This is a genomic window from Pseudomonas sp. NFPP12 (genome assembly GCF_900103205.1).
GTDB classification, from domain to species: Bacteria; Pseudomonadota; Gammaproteobacteria; order Pseudomonadales; family Pseudomonadaceae; genus Aquipseudomonas; species Aquipseudomonas protegens.
This window is the reverse complement of sequence record NZ_FMWW01000003.1, coordinates 618,116-634,037: the sequence shown is the minus strand read 5'-3', so window position 1 is coordinate 634,037 and position 15,922 is coordinate 618,116. Positions and strand designations below refer to the sequence as shown.

Annotated in this window: 13 protein-coding genes; 5 read left to right on the top strand and 8 right to left on the bottom strand. The window is 63.3% G+C overall.

Annotated features, from left to right (window positions below; all coding sequences use genetic code 11):
* Positions 1-51: 51 nt before the first annotated feature.
* Positions 52-1,326, bottom strand: coding sequence for an OprD family porin (locus tag BLS75_RS15675; protein ID WP_072451242.1), 1,275 nt, complete (start codon positions 1,324-1,326; stop codon positions 52-54).
* 496 nt (positions 1,327-1,822) lie between these two features.
* Positions 1,823-2,698, bottom strand: a complete 876-nt coding sequence (locus BLS75_RS15670) for an AraC family transcriptional regulator (RefSeq protein WP_072451241.1) — start codon at positions 2,696-2,698, stop codon at positions 1,823-1,825.
* Between the two features lie 154 nt (positions 2,699-2,852).
* On the opposite strand from BLS75_RS15670, the gene BLS75_RS15665 reads away from it, so the two are divergent.
* Positions 2,853-3,800: a DMT family transporter gene (locus BLS75_RS15665; RefSeq protein WP_072451240.1), complete on the top strand. Its 948-nt coding sequence runs from the start codon at positions 2,853-2,855 to the stop codon at positions 3,798-3,800.
* Between the two features lie 89 nt (positions 3,801-3,889).
* Here the strand turns inward: BLS75_RS15665 and BLS75_RS15660 are convergent, their stop codons facing one another.
* Both BLS75_RS15660 and BLS75_RS15655 read right to left on the bottom strand, forming a co-directional pair.
* The gene (locus BLS75_RS15660) at positions 3,890-4,864 is read right to left on the bottom strand and encodes a 2-hydroxyacid dehydrogenase (protein ID WP_072451239.1); all 975 of its coding nucleotides are present in this window, start codon (positions 4,862-4,864) and stop codon (positions 3,890-3,892) included.
* Positions 4,865-5,070: 206 nt separating this feature from the next.
* The gene (locus BLS75_RS15655) at positions 5,071-6,039 is read right to left on the bottom strand and encodes a LysR family transcriptional regulator (RefSeq protein WP_011059356.1); all 969 of its coding nucleotides are present in this window, start codon (positions 6,037-6,039) and stop codon (positions 5,071-5,073) included.
* Between the two features lie 274 nt (positions 6,040-6,313).
* On the opposite strand from BLS75_RS15655, the gene BLS75_RS15650 reads away from it, so the two are divergent.
* From BLS75_RS15650 to BLS75_RS15635, 4 genes are read left to right on the top strand one after another with little or no spacing between them, the layout of a single operon-like run.
* Entirely contained in the window at positions 6,314-7,825 is a 1,512-nt protein-coding gene (locus BLS75_RS15650) for an efflux transporter outer membrane subunit (protein ID WP_072451238.1), read from the top strand.
* An 11-nt stretch (positions 7,826-7,836) separates the two neighbouring features.
* The gene (locus BLS75_RS15645; RefSeq protein WP_019094736.1) at positions 7,837-10,044 is read left to right on the top strand and encodes an FUSC family protein; all 2,208 of its coding nucleotides are present in this window, start codon (positions 7,837-7,839) and stop codon (positions 10,042-10,044) included.
* Positions 10,034-10,234 carry a DUF1656 domain-containing protein gene (locus BLS75_RS15640; protein WP_007930063.1) on the top strand — a complete coding sequence of 67 codons (201 nt, stop codon included), beginning with the start codon at positions 10,034-10,036 and terminating at the stop codon, positions 10,232-10,234. Before BLS75_RS15645 ends, BLS75_RS15640 begins: the two co-directional genes overlap by 11 nt.
* 10 nt (positions 10,235-10,244) lie before the next feature.
* Positions 10,245-11,105, top strand: a complete 861-nt coding sequence (locus BLS75_RS15635) for an efflux RND transporter periplasmic adaptor subunit (RefSeq protein ID WP_072451237.1) — start codon at positions 10,245-10,247, stop codon at positions 11,103-11,105.
* Positions 11,106-11,208: 103 nt separating this feature from the next.
* Here the strand turns inward: BLS75_RS15635 and BLS75_RS15630 are convergent, their stop codons facing one another.
* The 4 genes from BLS75_RS15630 to BLS75_RS15615 all read right to left on the bottom strand — a co-directional run bounded on the left by BLS75_RS15630 (position 11,209) and on the right by BLS75_RS15615 (position 15,891).
* On the bottom strand, positions 11,209-12,234 hold the full coding sequence (locus BLS75_RS15630) for an SEL1-like repeat protein (protein WP_239690670.1): 1,026 nt from the start codon (positions 12,232-12,234) through the stop codon (positions 11,209-11,211).
* Positions 12,235-12,465: 231 nt separating this feature from the next.
* The gene (locus BLS75_RS15625; protein ID WP_072451235.1) at positions 12,466-13,494 is read right to left on the bottom strand and encodes an SEL1-like repeat protein; all 1,029 of its coding nucleotides are present in this window, start codon (positions 13,492-13,494) and stop codon (positions 12,466-12,468) included.
* Between the two features lie 285 nt (positions 13,495-13,779).
* Complete coding sequence (locus BLS75_RS15620; RefSeq protein WP_143031429.1) at positions 13,780-15,111, bottom strand: hypothetical protein; 1,332 nt, start codon at positions 15,109-15,111, stop codon at positions 13,780-13,782.
* Between the two features lie 18 nt (positions 15,112-15,129).
* The gene (locus BLS75_RS15615; protein ID WP_072451233.1) at positions 15,130-15,891 is read right to left on the bottom strand and encodes an outer membrane lipoprotein-sorting protein; all 762 of its coding nucleotides are present in this window, start codon (positions 15,889-15,891) and stop codon (positions 15,130-15,132) included.
* Positions 15,892-15,922 lie beyond the last annotated feature (31 nt).

Genomic DNA, 15,922 nt, shown 5'->3' with positions numbered 1-15,922 from the left:
GAGATAGTACCTCTAGGCATTTGATCCGTTACATCGGTTCTGGTGGTCTGGTTACTTGATGTTCCAGGTGTAGTTGAACATCAGTCGCGTATCATCAGTGTCGCGAATGAAGTTCTTGGCGTAGTTGGAGCGATAGAGCGCACTGCGCAGGCGTACACTTAAGTTCTTTAGCGGGCCTTGTTGCACGACATAACGCAATTCATTATCCAGCTCCCATGACTTGCCAATTCTTTGGCTGCCGGTTATCTCGGCATGGCTGCCGGATATATAGCGGCTATTGATAGTCAGGCCCGGCCAGCCCAGGTTGGCAAAGTCATAGCCATAACGAAGTGCCCAGGAGCGCTCCTTGGCATTGGCGAAGTCACCCAGTACGGACAAGTTGATCAAGTTGGCATCGGTACCCAGGATGTTGGCATAACCGGTGTCCCCCAACATTCGCTGATAAGTCAGGCCAAGGCTGTGGCCTTTATAGGCATAGCCGAGCAACCCCTGCAGGGCGCGGTTGTCGATCTTGCCGCCTTTGGCATTGCCATAGTCGTTCATCAGGCTCAAGCGCAGATCGCTGCTGAACGTCCCCGCTCCCCAGGGGCTCTTGTTGACCAGGGTGAAGACCTGCTGGCGGTAGATATCCTGCAGCTGGGCGACATGCACGCGAGCCAGCCATTGCTTGCGGAACCGATAGTCGAGGCCCGCCATGTCGAAGTGTTCCGCGGTGGCCCCCAGTTTCTCGAAGCGCCGGTTCAAGGGGCTCAGGGTCAGCGGTGTGTACTGCGTGGCGTTGCGCTGCAGGACCCGGCTCAGACGCCCGGCGGTAAACTCCAGGTCTTCGATTTCATTGGAGGTCAGCAGCCCGCCTTCGAACATCTGCGCAAACAGGCGGCCGTCATTGGGTCTCAGTGTCGGCAGTACCGGCGGTACCAGGGTTCCGAACTTGAACAGGGTCTTGCTGGTCTTGAGCTTGCCGGCCAGGGCCAGTTTCGAATAGTCATCCTCTGCCCGGCCATTGCGCGCCACCTTCAACAGCCCGGTGCCGGTCCGGCCAGGAGCGGAATCCAGCTTGATCCCGAGCATGCCGATGGCGTCGACACCGACGCCGAGGCTGCCTTCGGTGAACCCCGAATCCAGGCGCAAGAGGAAACCTTGCGCCCATTCTTCACGGGTAGGGGCAGTGCCTTCGCGGTAGTCCCGATTGAAGTAGTAGTTGCGCAGTTCCAGGCGTGCGCTGCTGTCCTCGAGCAGTTCGGCTTTTACCGGAATGGCCAGTATCGAGGCACACAGCAGGGGCGAGTGTCTGACCCATTGCCGTGGCAAACTTTGTGAAAGCATTTCATCGTCCTCTGTTTTTGTTGTTTTGGAGTAAGGCGATTAACGGCTTAGTTGTTGCTGGTTTTTTAAACGACCAATGGTCGAAGGTTGGGTTGCCTCAGGGGTGTGGTGAAAGTTGTGTGTCAATTGTTGTGGGCAAGAGTCTGCCGGGTATTTCAGGTAATTGGCTCCTGTGAGGGGGGTGGATATTTATGGAATGCCTGGCACTCAGGGTTCGAAGACTAAGTTGAAACTGGGCTTAAACAATAACCATCAGCTCCATGAATGAAGTGGTAAATAAAATATTAAAATAATTACCTGATTATGTTCTTGAGTGTCATATAAGAACTTGCCGGGCGTGATCTTTCTGAGAGAGATATGTAGGGGGTTTTTAATTGGCTTGTAAGAATTGTCTTATTTAAGTAAGGAACTTTAACCGTTCACTGACTCAGGCGTGTCAGCCTGGGCTTTGGCATAAGAAGGAGCATGCAGAGGCGGGTTTTGGGTAACCCTGGCCTCAGCGCAGGAACGCCAGGCGGTAGTCTCCCGGCGTGCCCCCCAGGGCGTGCCGGAAGCGATTGCTGAAGTGGCTGGCACTGGCAAAACCACAGGCCAGTGCAATCTCGCCCAGGGGCTGGGCGGTGGTGCGCAGCAGGTGCCGGGCCCGGCTCAGGCGTCGGGCTAGCAGGTATTGGTGGGGCGGCAGGCCGAAGCTTGCACGGAACATGCGGGCGAAGTGGTATTCGGAGAGGGCGCACAACCCCGCCAGTTGGCCCAGGCTCAGGGGCGCGTCCAGCTGGCTGTCGATGTAGTCCACCAGCAGCCGTCGCTGGTATGCGGCCAGCCCGCCCTTGAGCCGGGCCCCCTGGCGCTGGCCCACTTGATTGAGCAGGGCATGGCTGAGCATCTCGTGGGCCAGGCTGCTGGTCAGCAGGCGCTCGCCGGGTTCGTCCCAGTTCAGGCGGACCAACTGCGCAAAGCGCTGGGTCTGCTCGGGGTCGTCGAGAAAGGTGCTTTCGCGCAGTTGCAGTTCCCGGGGCTCGCGATCCAGCAAGGTGACGCAGCCCAGGGCGAACTGCTCGGGACTGAAGTACAGATGGGCCAGGCGAATATCACCGTTGATCACCCAGGCCGACTGGTGCTCGGCGGGCAGGATGCACAACTTGCCCGGGCCGCCCTTGCTGCCCGGCTGGTCGCGGCGGAAGGTCCCGGTGCCGCCGGCCAGGTAGCAGGACAGGGTGTGATGGCTGGGGGCCTCGTACTCCTGGGCGTCGTGATGGTTGCTCCACAAGGCTGCGGACAAGCCGTCACCGAGCTCGGCGCTGTGCTCCAGGCGAGCATTGGGCGAGCGGTTCAGGGCTTGGAAGACTTGCAGGGTATCCAGTGCGTGCATGGTGGGGCGTCAACATGGGTGGGGCTGCCGGTGTTCTGCATGCTACTCCGTAGCCCGTGTGCTGCCAGCCCCGGGGGGATAAAAAGCGCAAGTTTGTGCAAGCGCGCAAGGCCGGCGGGGCGTGACACTGCACTCCTGACAAAGGAGTCGCGCCATGAACCTATCGCTGTACCTGTTGACCGTGCTGATCTGGGGCACCACCTGGATCGCCCTGAAACTGCAACTGGGGGTGGTGGCGATTCCGGTGTCCATCGTCTATCGCTTCGCCCTGGCGGCCCTGGTGCTGTTCGTCCTGTTGCTGCTCAGCCGCAAGCTGCAGCCGATGAACCGTCGTGGTCACCTGATCTGCCTGGCCCAGGGCCTGTGCCTGTTCTGCATCAACTTCATGTGCTTTTTGCACGCCAGCCAGTGGATTCCCAGTGGCCTGGTAGCGGTGGTGTTTTCCACCGCGACCCTGTGGAACGCCCTGAATGCGCGGGTGTTCTTCGGCCAGAAGATCGCTCGCAACGTGCTGCTGGGCGGCGGCCTGGGGCTGCTGGGGCTGGGGCTGCTGTTCTGGCCGGAGCTGGTGGGCCACAGTGCCAGCCCGCAAACCCTGCTGGGCCTGGGCTTGGCCCTGCTGGGCACCTTGTGCTTCTCGGCGGGCAACATGCTGTCCAGCCTGCAGCAAAAAGCCGGGCTCAAGCCGTTGACCACCAATGCCTGGGGCATGGCCTACGGCGCGACGATGCTGGCGGTGTATTGCCTGTTCCAGGGCATCGCCTTCGATGTGGAATGGAACACCCGCTACATCGGCTCACTGCTGTACCTGGTGATTCCGGGCTCGGTCATCGGCTTTACCGCCTACCTGACCCTGGTGGGGCGCATGGGCCCAGAGCGCGCGGCTTACTGCACCGTGCTGTTCCCGGTAGTGGCGTTGAACGTCTCGGCCTTTGCCGAAGGCTACCAATGGACCGCCCCGGCGCTGGCCGGGCTGGTGCTGGTGATGCTGGGCAACGTCCTGGTGTTCCGCAAACCCAAGGTTGTGCCTGCCTCTGTAGCCGCTGCCGAGCTTGCGAGGCTGCGAACGGCGGCGCAGCCGTCGCAAAACCGGGCGACCTGAATCTGCCGGGCTATCGCTGAAGGTCCTGCGGACCTTTTCGCAGCCTCGCAGGCTTGGCAGCGGCTACAGGGGGGATAGGCCGTGGGTGGTCAGCCCTTCCACACCTGCGGGTTGACCAGGTCCTGCGGCCGCTCACCCAGCAGGGCACTGCGCAGGTTGCTCATGGCGCGCGCGGCCATGGCGTCGCGGGTTTCATGGGTGGCCGAGCCAATGTGCGGCAAGGTCACTGCGTTCTTCAGCTGGAACAGCGGCGACTCCGCCAGCGGTTCCTTCTCGTACACATCCAGGCCGGCGCCACGGATCTGGCCCTTCTGCAAGGCTTCGATCAGCGCCGGTTCATCCACCACCGGCCCGCGGGAAATGTTCACCAGGATTGCACTGGGCTTCATCAGCGCCAGTTCGCGGTGGCTGATCAGGTGCTTGGTCTTTTCGCTCAACGGCACTACCAGGCAGACGAAATCGGCCTCCGCCAGCAGTTGCTCCAGGCTGCGAAACTGCGCCCCCAATTCCTGCTCCAGGGCCGCCTTGCGGCTGTTGCCGCTGTAGAGGATCGGCATGCCGAAGCCCAGGCGCCCACGGCGGGCGATGGCCGCGCCAATGTTGCCCATGCCGACGATGCCCAGGGTCTTGCCGTGCACATCACAGCCGAACAGCGCCGGGCCGACGCTGGCCTGCCATTGCCCGGCCTTGGTCCAGGCGTCCAGCTCGGCCACTCGGCGGGCGCTGCTCATGAGCAGGGCGAAGGCCAGGTCGGCGGTGCTTTCGGTGAGCACGTCCGGGGTGTTGGTGAGCATCAGCCCGCGTTCGTTGAAGTAGGCCAGGTCGTAGTTGTCGTAGCCCACCGAGATGCTCGACACCACTTCCAGGCGCGCGGCGTTTTCCAGCTGCGCACGGCCCAGCTTGCGGCCGACACCGATCAGGCCGTGGGCCTGGGGCAGGGCTTCATTGAATTGCGCGGCGATGTCCCCGTGCTTGGGGGTGGGCACTATGACCTCGAAATCCTGTTGCAGGCGTTCGGTCATCTCGGGGGTGATGCGGCTGAAGGCAAGTACAGTCTTTTTCATCGCGCGAAGGCTCGTCAGGCGGGGAGAATGCCAAGCAAGCTAACATTTTTGCCGCCGCCACCAAAGCACCCCGCCACGAGCCTGCATGTGTAGGAGCTGGCTTGCCAGCGAGGGCGGCATCCAGGTTTGCACAGGACGTGCTGGCCTCTTCGCCGGCAAGCCGGCTCCTACAGGTGGGACGGTGGTCTGGGTGGGGAGCCCCGTGGTCAGGTGGCCAGGCGTGCACCGGTCAGGCTGCCGCTCAGTTCATAGGCTGCCAGTTCCGTCTGGTGCGCGGTGAGGATCTCCGGCAGCGAGCCGCGCAGGTATTCGACCCAGGTCTTGATCTTGGCGTCCAGGTACTGGCGCGACGGGTAGATGGCGTACAGGTTCAGCTCCTGGGAGCGGTACTTGGGCATCACCCGCACCAGGGTGCCGGTGCGCAAACCCTCTATAGCCGCGTATACCGGCAACACCCCGACCCCCATGCCGCTGATGATCGCAGTCTTCATGGCATCGGCGGAGTTCACCAGGAACGGCGAGCTGTTGATGGTGACCATTTCCTGGCCTTCCGGGCCGTCGAAGGTCCACTTCTCCAGGGGAATCACCGGGCTTACCAGGCGCAGGCAGGCATGGTTCAGCAGATCGCTGGGCTTTTGCGGGCAGCCGTTGGCTTTCACATAGGCCGGCGAGGCGCAGACGATGCTGTAGGTCATCCCCAGGCGCTGGGAGACGAACCCCGAGTCCGGCAGCTCCCGGGCCAGGACGATGGACACGTCGTAGCCCTCGTCCAGGAGGTCCGGCACACGGTTGGCCATGGTCAGGTCGAAGGTCACGTCCGGATGGGTCTTGCGGTAGCGGGCGATGGCGTCGATCACGAAGTGCTGGCCGATGCCGGTCATGGTGTGCACTTTCAACTGCCCGGCGGGGCGGGCGTGGGCGTCGCTGGCCTCGGCCTCGGCTTCTTCGACATAGGCCAGGATCTGCTCGCAGCGCAGCAGGTAGCGCTTGCCGGCCTCGGTCAGGGCGATGCGGCGAGTCGTGCGGTTGAGCAGGCGGGTTTGCAGGTGCGCCTCTAGATTGGAGACGGCGCGCGAGACGTTGGCGGTGGTGGTGTCCAGCTGCACCGCGGCGGCCGTGAAACTACCGGCTTCGGCAACACAACTGAAGGCGCGCATGTTTTGCAAGGTGTCCATGGGGTGCTCTCAAGGGAGATTGCAAATTGTGACACGAAGTTTCTGTTTTTACAGGCGTACAGGGATACGACCAAGGGATTATCGCGTTTACGGTAACAAAGATTCACAGGAATCCCAGCTTATCGCCGCAACGACCGCCCCCTAGAATTGCGCCGATCCCTAGGAGCCGGCAGGCCGGCGATCCGCGCAACGCGGTGTAGCAGGCGTATCGCTGCGCCGGCAAGCCAGCTCCTACGAGAGAAATACTCCCCCCCGATCTCAGGAATTCGCAGCAGTGCCGCGTCGCATCAGCAGAGGGTTCAAGACCCTCAGTGTTTGGGCTTTATCGTTAGCAATCAGCGGCTGCATCGGAACCGGAGGCATTGCCCCACAGGGCAAGACACTTCTCGCTAATACATTGGCCACGGATGAGGCGATAAAGAGCGCCGCGCAGGACGCCCACTGGCCCAGCGCCCAGTGGTGGCAGGCCTATGGCGACCCGCAACTGGACCGCTGGATCAGCCTTGCGGTGCAAGGCAGCCCGAGCCTGGCCATGGCCGCCGCCCGGGTCCGCCAGGCCAAGGCCCTGGCCGGCATCGCCGAGTCGGCCGAGTCGCTGCAGATCAAGGGTGACGCCACCCTCAAGCGCCACAACTGGCCCACCGATCAGTTCTACGGCCCCGGCGCCCTGTCCAACAGCACCACCTGGGACAACAATGCCGCCCTGGGCTTGAGTTATGCCCTGGACCTCTGGGGCCGGGAAAGCAACAGCACCGAGCGTGCCGTGGACCTGGCCCACATGAGCGTGGCCGAAGCCCGTCAGGCCCAGCTGGAACTGGTGAACAACGTGGTGCGCAGCTATATCCAGCTGTCCCTGCACTTCGCCCAGCGCGATATCGTCGCGGCCACCCTCAAGCAGCAGCAACAGATCCTCGAACTGGCGCAACGGCGCCTGGACGGCGGCATCGGCACCCATTTCGAAGTCAGCCAGGCCGAGGCGCCGCTGCCGGAAACCCATCGCCAGCTGGACGCCCTGGACGAAGAAATCGCCCTGACCCGCAACCAGCTGGCGGCCCTGGCCGGCAAGGGCCCGGGGGAGGGCGCGCAGTTGCAGCGGCCAAGCCTGTCCCTGGGCGCCGCGCTGAAACTGCCCTCGGCCCTGCCCGCCGAACTGCTGGGGCAGCGCCCGGACGTGGTCGCCAGCCGCTGGCAAGTGGCGGCCCAGGCTCGCGGTATCGATGTGGCTCACGCCGGCTTCTACCCCAACGTCGACCTGGTGGGCAGCATCGGCTTCATGGCCACCGGCGGTGGGGCCCTGGAGTTCCTCACCGGCAAGAAGCTCAACTACAACGTCGGCCCGGCCATCAGCCTGCCGATCTTCGACGGCGGGCGCCTGCGCTCGGAGCTGGGTGAAGCCTCGGCCGGCTACGACATGGCCGTGGCCAGGTACAACCAGACCCTGGTGGATGCACTGAAAAGCATCTCCGACCAGTTGATCCGCCGCGAGTCCATGGACAAGCAGCAAGCCTTCGCCGCCGAGTCGGTGGCCGCTGCGCAGAAGACCTACGACATCGCCACCGTGGCCTTCCAGCGCGGCCTGACCGACTACCTGAATGTGCTCAACGCCCAGAGCCTGCTGTTCCATCAGCAACAGGTGCAGCAGCAGGTGCAGGCCGCACGCCTGACGGTCCAGGCGGACCTGGTCACGGCCCTGGGCGGCGGGCTTGAAGCCGGCCGCGACGTTCCCGCGCAAGACCGCCTTGAGGCACCCAAGACCCCCGCGGCCCTGGCCGTGTTCGACCATTGAAGCAGGCACCCATGACTTCCTTGCCCGCACCTTTGCGCTGGCTGTACTCCCTTGAATGGCGCCGGGGTTTCTTCGACTGGGCGCGCAGCGACGGCGTGACCTGGGTCTATATCTTCAAGGTCCTGGCCGCCGCGTTCCTCACCCTGTGGCTGGCCATGCGCCTGGAGTTGCCGCAACCGCGCACGGCGATGATCACCGTGTTCATCGTCATGCAGCCGCAGAGCGGCCAGGTGTTTGCCAAGAGCTTCTACCGCTTTCTCGGCACCCTGGCGGGCTCGGCGGTGATGGTGGCGCTGATCGCCCTGTTCGCCCAGAACACCGAGCTGTTCCTCGGCTCGCTGGCGATCTGGGTCGGCATCTGCTCGGCCGGCGCGGCGCGCTACCGCAACTTTCGCGCCTATGGTTTCGTCCTCGCCGGCTACACCGCGGCCATGGTCGGCCTGCCGGCCCTGGCCCATCCGGAAGGGGCCTTCATGGCGGCGGTGTGGCGGGTACTGGAGATCTCCCTGGGGATTCTCTGCTCGACCCTGGTCAGTGCCGCGATCCTGCCCCAGACCGCCAGCGCTGCCATGCGCAACGCCCTGTACCAGCGCTTCGGGGTGTTCGCCCTGTTCGTCACCGACGGCCTGCGCGGGCGCAGCCAGCGCGACAGCTTCGAAAGCAGCAACGTGCGCTTCATCGCCGAGGCCGTGGGCCTGGAAGGGCTGCGCAGCGTCACCGTGTTCGAAGACCCGCACATGCGTCGGCGCAACGGCCGCCTGAGCCGCCTGAACAGCGAGTTCATGGGCATCACCACGCGCTTCAATGCCCTGCACCAGTTGCTCGAACGCCTGCGCAGCAGCGGCGCCGATCACGTGGTGGCGGCGATCAAGCCCGGCCTGCAGGACCTGGCGGAACTGCTGGACGGCTTCTCCGGCCGTGCCCTGACCAGCCCCGATGCGGCGCGCCTGGCCACGGCCCTGGCGGCCTACAAGGCCGAGCTGCCGGCGCGGGTGCGCAGCCTGCGCACGGCCTTCCAGGAGAGCGGCCCGAGCGACGCCGAGCAGCTGGATTTCCACACCGCCTACGAGCTCCTCTACCGCTTTGTCGACGAGATGCACAGCTACGCCCAGACCCACGCGTCCCTGGCCGACCACAGCCACGAGCGCGAGCGCTGGGACGAGCCCTACACCCCGCAGACCAACTGGCTGGCCTGCGCCGCCTCGGGCATCCGCGCGGCCTTCGTGCTGGTGGTGCTGGGCAGCTACTGGGTGGCCACGGCCTGGCCCAGCGGCGCCACCATGACCCTGATCGCCGCCGCCACCATCGGCCTCTCGGCGGCTACGCCGAACCCCAAGCGCATGGCGTTCCAGATGGCCTGCGGGACTTTCATCGGCGCCCTGGTGGGCTTCGTCGAAATGTTCTTCGTGTTCCCCTGGATCGACGGCTTCCCGCTGCTGTGCCTGATGCTGGCGCCGGTGATCGTGCTCGGTTCGTTCCTTGCGTCCAGGCCCAAGTACGCCGGGGTCGGCCTGGGTTTGCTGATCTTCTTCAGCACCGGTTCGGTGCCGGACAACCTGACCATCTACAACCCCTACACCTTCATCAACGACTACATCGCCATGGTCATGGGCATGCTGGTCTGCGCCGCAGCCGGGGCGATCATCCTGCCGCCCAACAGCCGCTGGCTGTGGCGGCGCCTGGAGCAGGACCTGCGCGGCCAGGTGGTGTACGCCATCAGCGGCAAGCTCAAGGGCCTGGCGTCGAGCTTCGAGAGCCGTACCCGCGACCTGCTGCACCAGGCCTATGGCCTGGCGGTGGGCCAGCCCAAGGTGCAGAGCGAGCTGCTGCGCTGGATGTTCGTGGTGCTGGAAGTCGGCCACGCGATCATCGAGCTGCGCAAGGAGCAGGCGATCCTCCCGGTGCACCCGGCCTATGCCGAATCCCAGCCCTGGCGCCAGGCGATCCGGGTCATGGGCCGCTCCCTGGTGCGGCTGTTCCTGCAGCCCAGCCAGAGCAACCTGGAGCGCGGCCTGATCGCCGTGGACCACGCCATCAGCCGGGTCCAGGCCACCGACGAGCCCTTTGCCCCGCACTTCGACACCTCGGCCCTGCGCCGGGTCAAGAGCTACCTGCACTTCATCCGTACTTCATTGCTCGACCCGCAATCGCCGCTGGCGGCCTATGCCGTGGCCAAGCCAACGGCGCCTGCACCCCAAGGACTTGACCATGCCTCGTGAAATCGCCTTCCACGGCGTTTACATGCCCACCATGACCCTGATGTTCTTCATCGCCGCGGCCCTGGCCTGGGCCCTGGACCGGTTCATTTCCGGCTATGACCTGTATCGCTTCTTCTGGCACCCGGCGCTGCTGCGCCTGAGCCTGTTCTGCTGTCTGTTCGGCGCCATGGCGCTCACTGTCTACCGTTGAGACCCCCGCAATGAAAAAGTTTTTCAGCCTGCTCGCCACCCTGCTCGTGCTGGCCCTGGCCCTGTGGATCGGCCGTACCCTGTGGGAGCACTACATGTACACCCCCTGGACCCGTGACGGCCGGGTGCGCGCGGACATCATCAACGTCGCCGCCGATGTCACCGGCGAAGTGGTGGACGTGCCGGTCAAGGACAACCAGCTGGTGCGCAAGGGCGATCTGCTGATGCAGATCGACCCCGAGCACTACCAGATCGCGGTCAAGCAGGCGCAAGCGCTGGTGGCGTCGAAGAAGGCCACCTGGGAGATGCGCAAGGTCAACGCCCGGCGCCGCGCCGACATGGACAACCTGGTGGTCTCCAAGGAAAACCGCGACGACGCCGGCAACATCGCCGACTCGGCCCTGGCCGACTACCAGCACGCCCAGGCCCAGCTGGAAGCGGCGCAACTCAACCTTGCGCGCACCCAGGTGCGGGCGGCGGTGGATGGCTATGTCACCAACCTCAACGTGCACCGTGGCGACTACGCACGCATCGGCGAGGCGAAGATGGCGGTGGTCGACATGAACTCGTTCTGGGTCTACGGCTTCTTCGAGGAAACCAAGCTGCCCCACGTGCGCGTCGGGGATAAGGCCGACATGCAACTGATGAGCGGCGAAGTGCTCAAGGGCCATGTGGAAAGCATTTCTCGGGGCATCTACGACCGCGACAACCCGGAAAGCCGCGAACTGATCGCCGACGTCAACCCGACCTTCAACTGGGTGCGCCTGGCCCAGCGCGTACCGGTGCGCATCCACATCGATGAAGTGCCCGAAGGCGTCCTGCTGGCGGCCGGCATCACCTGCACCGTCATCGTCAACCCCGAGCCCCTGTAGGCGCCACCCTATGTAGGAGCTGGCTTGCCAGCGAAGGCGCCGGCCCAGGCGCTGCATGACTTGCCGGCCTCATCGCCGGCAAGCCGGCTCCTACAGGGGGCGGTTATTTGTAGCTTTTGTCCAAGATCGCCTGGGACTTCTTCGCCGCAGCTTCCAGGCCGTCGTTGACGTTGTTGATGGTGGCCACCAGCTTCGGGTTCTGCAGCACGTCGACACCGGGGTAACGCTGCTGGGCCAGGCGCGAGACGATGATGTACTGGGTCACCGCGTAATGCAGCTTGAACTGGCCGCTGTCCCGGGCCTTGGCGATGGCCGCCTTGACGAAGGCCTGACGCTCGGCCGTGGTCATGCCCTGGAACAGGTCGGGGAGATCGAAATGGATCTCGGCCGAGAAAATCGCCACCTCCTCATCCCGCGCCTCGTCGTACATCACCTGCTTGCTGGTCACCCGCGCCTTCAGCTCGCCAAAGTGCTGTTCGCCTTCGGCCAGTTGCTCTGGGCTCATCTTGTCTTTCAGGGCATCCAACTGGCTGGTGTCTTCGGTGTTGTCGATAACCTTCAGCCAGGCGTAGGCCTTCACCAGATCGCCGGACTCTTCGGCGGCGTCGGCCAGGCTCTGCTGCGGTTCCGGGTTGCCGTGCAGTGCCGAGCGTTCCAGCCAGCGCAGGGCCAGGTCCCGGTCCTTGGGAATGTCCTTGTCGCCGAACCAGTAGGTGGCGTACATGCCGTACTCGGCGCACCAATCGTTCTGTGACGCCGAGTAGGCGATGTAGTTGAAGGACTCGCGGTCGCGCTCGGCCTTGGGCTTGTCCGTTTCCTGATCGGTGGTGGTGGACAGATAGCAGAAGGCCCGGGTGTAGTGCGGCGCGGCCATGGCGAAGCAGCTCTTGGCGTTCGCGTAGTCCTCGATCTCGTTCAGCTTGTAACCGGCGCCGTACAGCACATCCGCGTCCATGGACGGGTTGCAGTACTCGTTGGGCGTAACCTTGGGCAAGACACTCTCCAGCGTCAGCTTGGGCAGGGTGTCATTGAGTTCGGGGCGTTTCGGTTCGGTGTTTTGCGCAGGCGTGGAGGCGCAGGCCGCCAGCAAGACAGCCAATGCCAGTGGCAGCGCGTTGAACAATTTCAATGGATATTCCCTGATCGGCGAATGAAAAAAGACGCGCATGAAATCAGGCAGGGACGGCAGAGGAGGGGAGCGTGAGCAGTTCCGTGCTTGGGTGTCGAGGCCAGCGATTCCATGCTGCATGAGCCCAAGGGCTCAAGGTCGCGCATTCTACTGGGATTGAGAGGACGTACAACCGAAACCGCAGCAGCTGTTGAGCCGCGGCTGAACCCCCGGTTGCGCCTGCCGCTCCAGTTATGGCGTGCGCTTGGCCAGGAGGATTTTGGCCTTGGCCACGCTGTTTTCCACGCTCAGGTCATCGTCCTCCAGCACGGCCTGCAGCGCCGGGTCTTGCCACAGGTCCACGGCCGGCCCGGTGCTTTGCACCAGGCGGGAAATCAAGGCATAGGCCACCAGTTGGCCGCGGGTGTGGAACTTTGGGTAGCGGTCCTGCATGTCCACCAACTGGGCGACGAAAGCATGCTGTTGCTCAGCGGACATGCCCGCGAACACTTCCGGGTAGTCGTAGTAGATATCCCCTGTGCCCAGGAGGATGACGTTCTGGCGCAGCGCCTGCTCAAGATCCTGTTTGGAGGGGAGCTGACTGAGTAGCCGGGTGTAGTGCTGCTCGCCTTCGGCCATCTGCTGAGGACTCATCTTGCGTTTCAGCGCTTCGAGCCTTTGGGCGTCATCGAGGGTTCGGGCCCAGGCGTAGGCCAGTGGGAAATTGTTCTGTTCGGCGCTGCGCAGCATCTCCTGTTGCGAGTCCTGGTCGCCGTGCCGAGCGGCGCGTTCCAGCCAGGCCATGGCCAATTCCTTGTTCGGGGGCTGGTCCAACTTGCCGACGCTGTAGATGTCGTACAGGCCCGCTTCCGCGCAGGATTCATTGTGCTGGGCGGCGTAGGCGATGTAGTTGAAGGCTTCGCTTTTGTCATAGTCCTTCTGCCTGGAGCCGACAATCCCGCCCAGGATGCACAGGCTCATGGTGTCGCGGGGGGCGGCCATGATCAGGCAGCCGCGGGCCATTTGTATGGCCTTGCTCGCCAGCAAGGTACGGCTTGCGCCATGCAGCACCTCGTCCTCATCGATCAGTCGGATGCCGAGGCCGACCAGCCGTTCGCTGTCCATCTCCGGCGAGCAGTACGGGTTGGCCTCGACCTTGGGCAGGACCTGTTCCAGGCTCAGCTCCGGCAGGGTGGCATTGAGTTTTTCGTCCGGTGACGAGGCATTGCAGCCCAGCAGCAGCGTGAAGATGGCCAAGGGCAGCAGGCTACGAGATTTCAATGAAGGGTCCCTGAGGTTCAATCGTAAAAGGCAAGACGCCAAGAGGGCATGGGCGCAGGGGCGGGGTGCTGCCGTTCCGTGCTTGAGGTGCCGCTTCCCTACGATTTGAGTGCGCCCATTCTACGGGCATCGGCGCGCCATACAACGGTGTCATGCACGTGATGGGCGGCGTTGAATGCTCAGCGCTTGGCGCTCAATCCGAACTGCTTCATCAGCACTTTCTCCTCAATCAGCAGATTGTCCTGGCCAATGGTAGAGGCCCTGACAGGTCTGCAGGTGCGGGTTTCAAAAGTAGTAGCGGATGCCACTGATGACTGAAGAGCGAGACAGTTGTGCAAACTCGGACTGCCCATTGCCAGTGTTCCACTGGGCAAAGGTGAACAGTTCGCTGTGATCGTTCATTTTGTAGTTCAGCGACAGCGCCAGATTGCCGCCTCGTGGCGAGTCGAAGGCCTGGGTGTAGCGCAGTGCTACGTCCCAGGTGTTGAACCAGTCGTTGCGGTCGATCTGGTACATGGCATAGCGCTGTCCCAGCAGGCCTTGCCGGGCACCGAGCAATGCTTGCCCCAGCGCCTCGGCTGCATTGCTATCACCCAGCATCAGCGCGGCGTTGCTCTGGCCAATCGCCCGCTGGTAGTCCTTGCGCTCGGACGGGCTATAGCCGTCGCCGTTGTAGAGCGCTTCCAGGGTATGGGTCCAGCCGGACTCCAAGGTGTAACCGCTGCCCAGCAGCAGGCTTTTGCGCAGCCTGCGGTCGGCCATTGGCTGGTGCTCGAAGTACCAGGCTCTGGCCTGCGCCGTCGGGGCCACAGGCATGGGAATGTCACGGCCTTGTCCCAATGAACCATCGAGGTAGAGCAGCCACGCATCGGAGACGGTGAGGGTGCCATAAGCCCCCAGTCGCCTGACGCCGTTGTCACGCTCGGAGGCCAGCACGCTGGCCGTCGCGGCCTCTGCGGTCCAGTTGAGTTTCACTGCGCTGATGGGGGAAAAGTGCTGCGCGCTCATGTCTCGCGAGTTGGCACTGAAACTGCGAATACCCTCGATTTTCCAATGGTCGGCAAGCGCCAGAGTGGATCGTGCGAAGTCTTTGCCGAAGACCTCGTTGACCGGATCAGTCTTGCCGGTCTCGGGGAAAAAGGGATTGCTTGGCGAGAGCAGGACCGCGTTGCCCCATAGCAAGGTGCCGCGTCCCAACTCCAGATTGAGCGCTTTGGGCAGCGAGCAGGACAGGCGTGCTTCGTTCACGTAGGCATCGCCGGAGGTGTGTTGGTTGCCCGCAGCAAAACTGTCTCCCCGGGCACTGAGGAACGCCCGTGGCTTGAACTGGAAAAAACATGACGAGGTCGTGAGGCTGAAATCCGGGCGTGGTGCCAGCTCCATCTGGCGTCGTGGCAGTTGAGCGATCAGATTGTCCGGGTTGGCCAACGCGTCCTGGTTCAGCCGGTTCCAGGTGGCATAGCTGAGGACGGTCAGGTCGCTGTGCAGTGACAGGCTGTCCTGGGCGCTGACGGACGGCGCGGCACTGCAGCAGAGCACCAGCAGCCAGAGCCGCGGTTGTAGCGGGCCGGCGCGCCATAGAGCCGCCTGCGGGTACCCCATCCTTGGGCGTGGCATGCGTTGATTCATCCTGATTCAGGGCCGATTGAGCGAGTCGATGCTGAAGGTATCGGCGGCGAAGGTTTGCAACTTCACGTCCTGATAGTCGAGGACCGAGTAGTTGGACGGCTCGATGGCATCACGGATGGTCATGTTCTTGATGAACAGCTGGTGCTTGCCATTGCTCAGTTCCAGGTTGCTGTAGGCGTCGAAGCTGGCGGTTTTGAACAGCTTGCCCGATACCGTGTAGAACTCGGCCTTCAGCGGTACCAGGCGGGCGCTCGAGACGTAGTAGACGATGCGGTCGTAGGTGACGAAGCGATTCTTGGCCAGCAGTTCCAGTACATGGCTGTCTTCGCCGTTGACTGGTTCGCTGCGCAGCACTGAGGCGTTGTAGTCATTGGCGTAATTGGTCGAGGCAATATCGCCATTGGAGGCCATGCCGATCATTTTCTGGCGTGCTGAAATCGATACCGGCTTGCTCAGGCTGGGCTTGCCAAACCACATGTTGCGTTCCAGCTGCAGCAGCCGAGCCCCTCGGTTGCGGGGCGGATAGAGCGTTTGGGCCAGGCTGTTGTTGCCGCTGGCCTTGACCAGGTAGCTGTGCTTGCCCAGGGGCCCCTTGCTGTCTTCACCGGTGATGTCGATTTTCCATTCTATGCCGCTCAGACCACCCCCTCGGGCACGGTCGCTGGCAGCGACGATCTGCTGTGGGGTAAGGGGGGACGAATCTGCGTATGACATCGAACTCTGAGCGCCGCTCAAGCCCATGAGCAGGACCAGGATGTATTTGAGCATGACGAAGCCTTCTTCTTGAGTGAGTGACCTG

What these genes read in the sequence shown, in the direction of transcription:
- BLS75_RS15635 (WP_072451237.1), top strand. Translation starts at nt 10,245, where the DNA reads ATGAAAAAGTTTTTCAGCCTGCTCGCCACCCTGCTCGTGCTGGCCCTG.
- BLS75_RS15660 (WP_072451239.1), bottom strand. Translation starts at nt 4,864, where the DNA reads ATGAAAAAGACTGTACTTGCCTTCAGCCGCATCACCCCCGAGATGACC.
- BLS75_RS15620 (WP_143031429.1), bottom strand. Translation starts at nt 15,111, where the DNA reads ATGCCACGCCCAAGGATGGGGTACCCGCAGGCGGCTCTATGGCGCGCC.
- BLS75_RS15615 (WP_072451233.1), bottom strand. Translation starts at nt 15,891, where the DNA reads ATGCTCAAATACATCCTGGTCCTGCTCATGGGCTTGAGCGGCGCTCAG.
- BLS75_RS15665 (WP_072451240.1), top strand. Translation starts at nt 2,853, where the DNA reads ATGAACCTATCGCTGTACCTGTTGACCGTGCTGATCTGGGGCACCACC.
- BLS75_RS15670 (WP_072451241.1), bottom strand. Translation starts at nt 2,698, where the DNA reads ATGCACGCACTGGATACCCTGCAAGTCTTCCAAGCCCTGAACCGCTCG.
- BLS75_RS15675 (WP_072451242.1), bottom strand. Translation starts at nt 1,326, where the DNA reads ATGCTTTCACAAAGTTTGCCACGGCAATGGGTCAGACACTCGCCCCTG.
- BLS75_RS15640 (WP_007930063.1), top strand. Translation starts at nt 10,034, where the DNA reads ATGCCTCGTGAAATCGCCTTCCACGGCGTTTACATGCCCACCATGACC.
- BLS75_RS15655 (WP_011059356.1), bottom strand. Translation starts at nt 6,039, where the DNA reads ATGGACACCTTGCAAAACATGCGCGCCTTCAGTTGTGTTGCCGAAGCC.
- BLS75_RS15645 (WP_019094736.1), top strand. Translation starts at nt 7,837, where the DNA reads ATGACTTCCTTGCCCGCACCTTTGCGCTGGCTGTACTCCCTTGAATGG.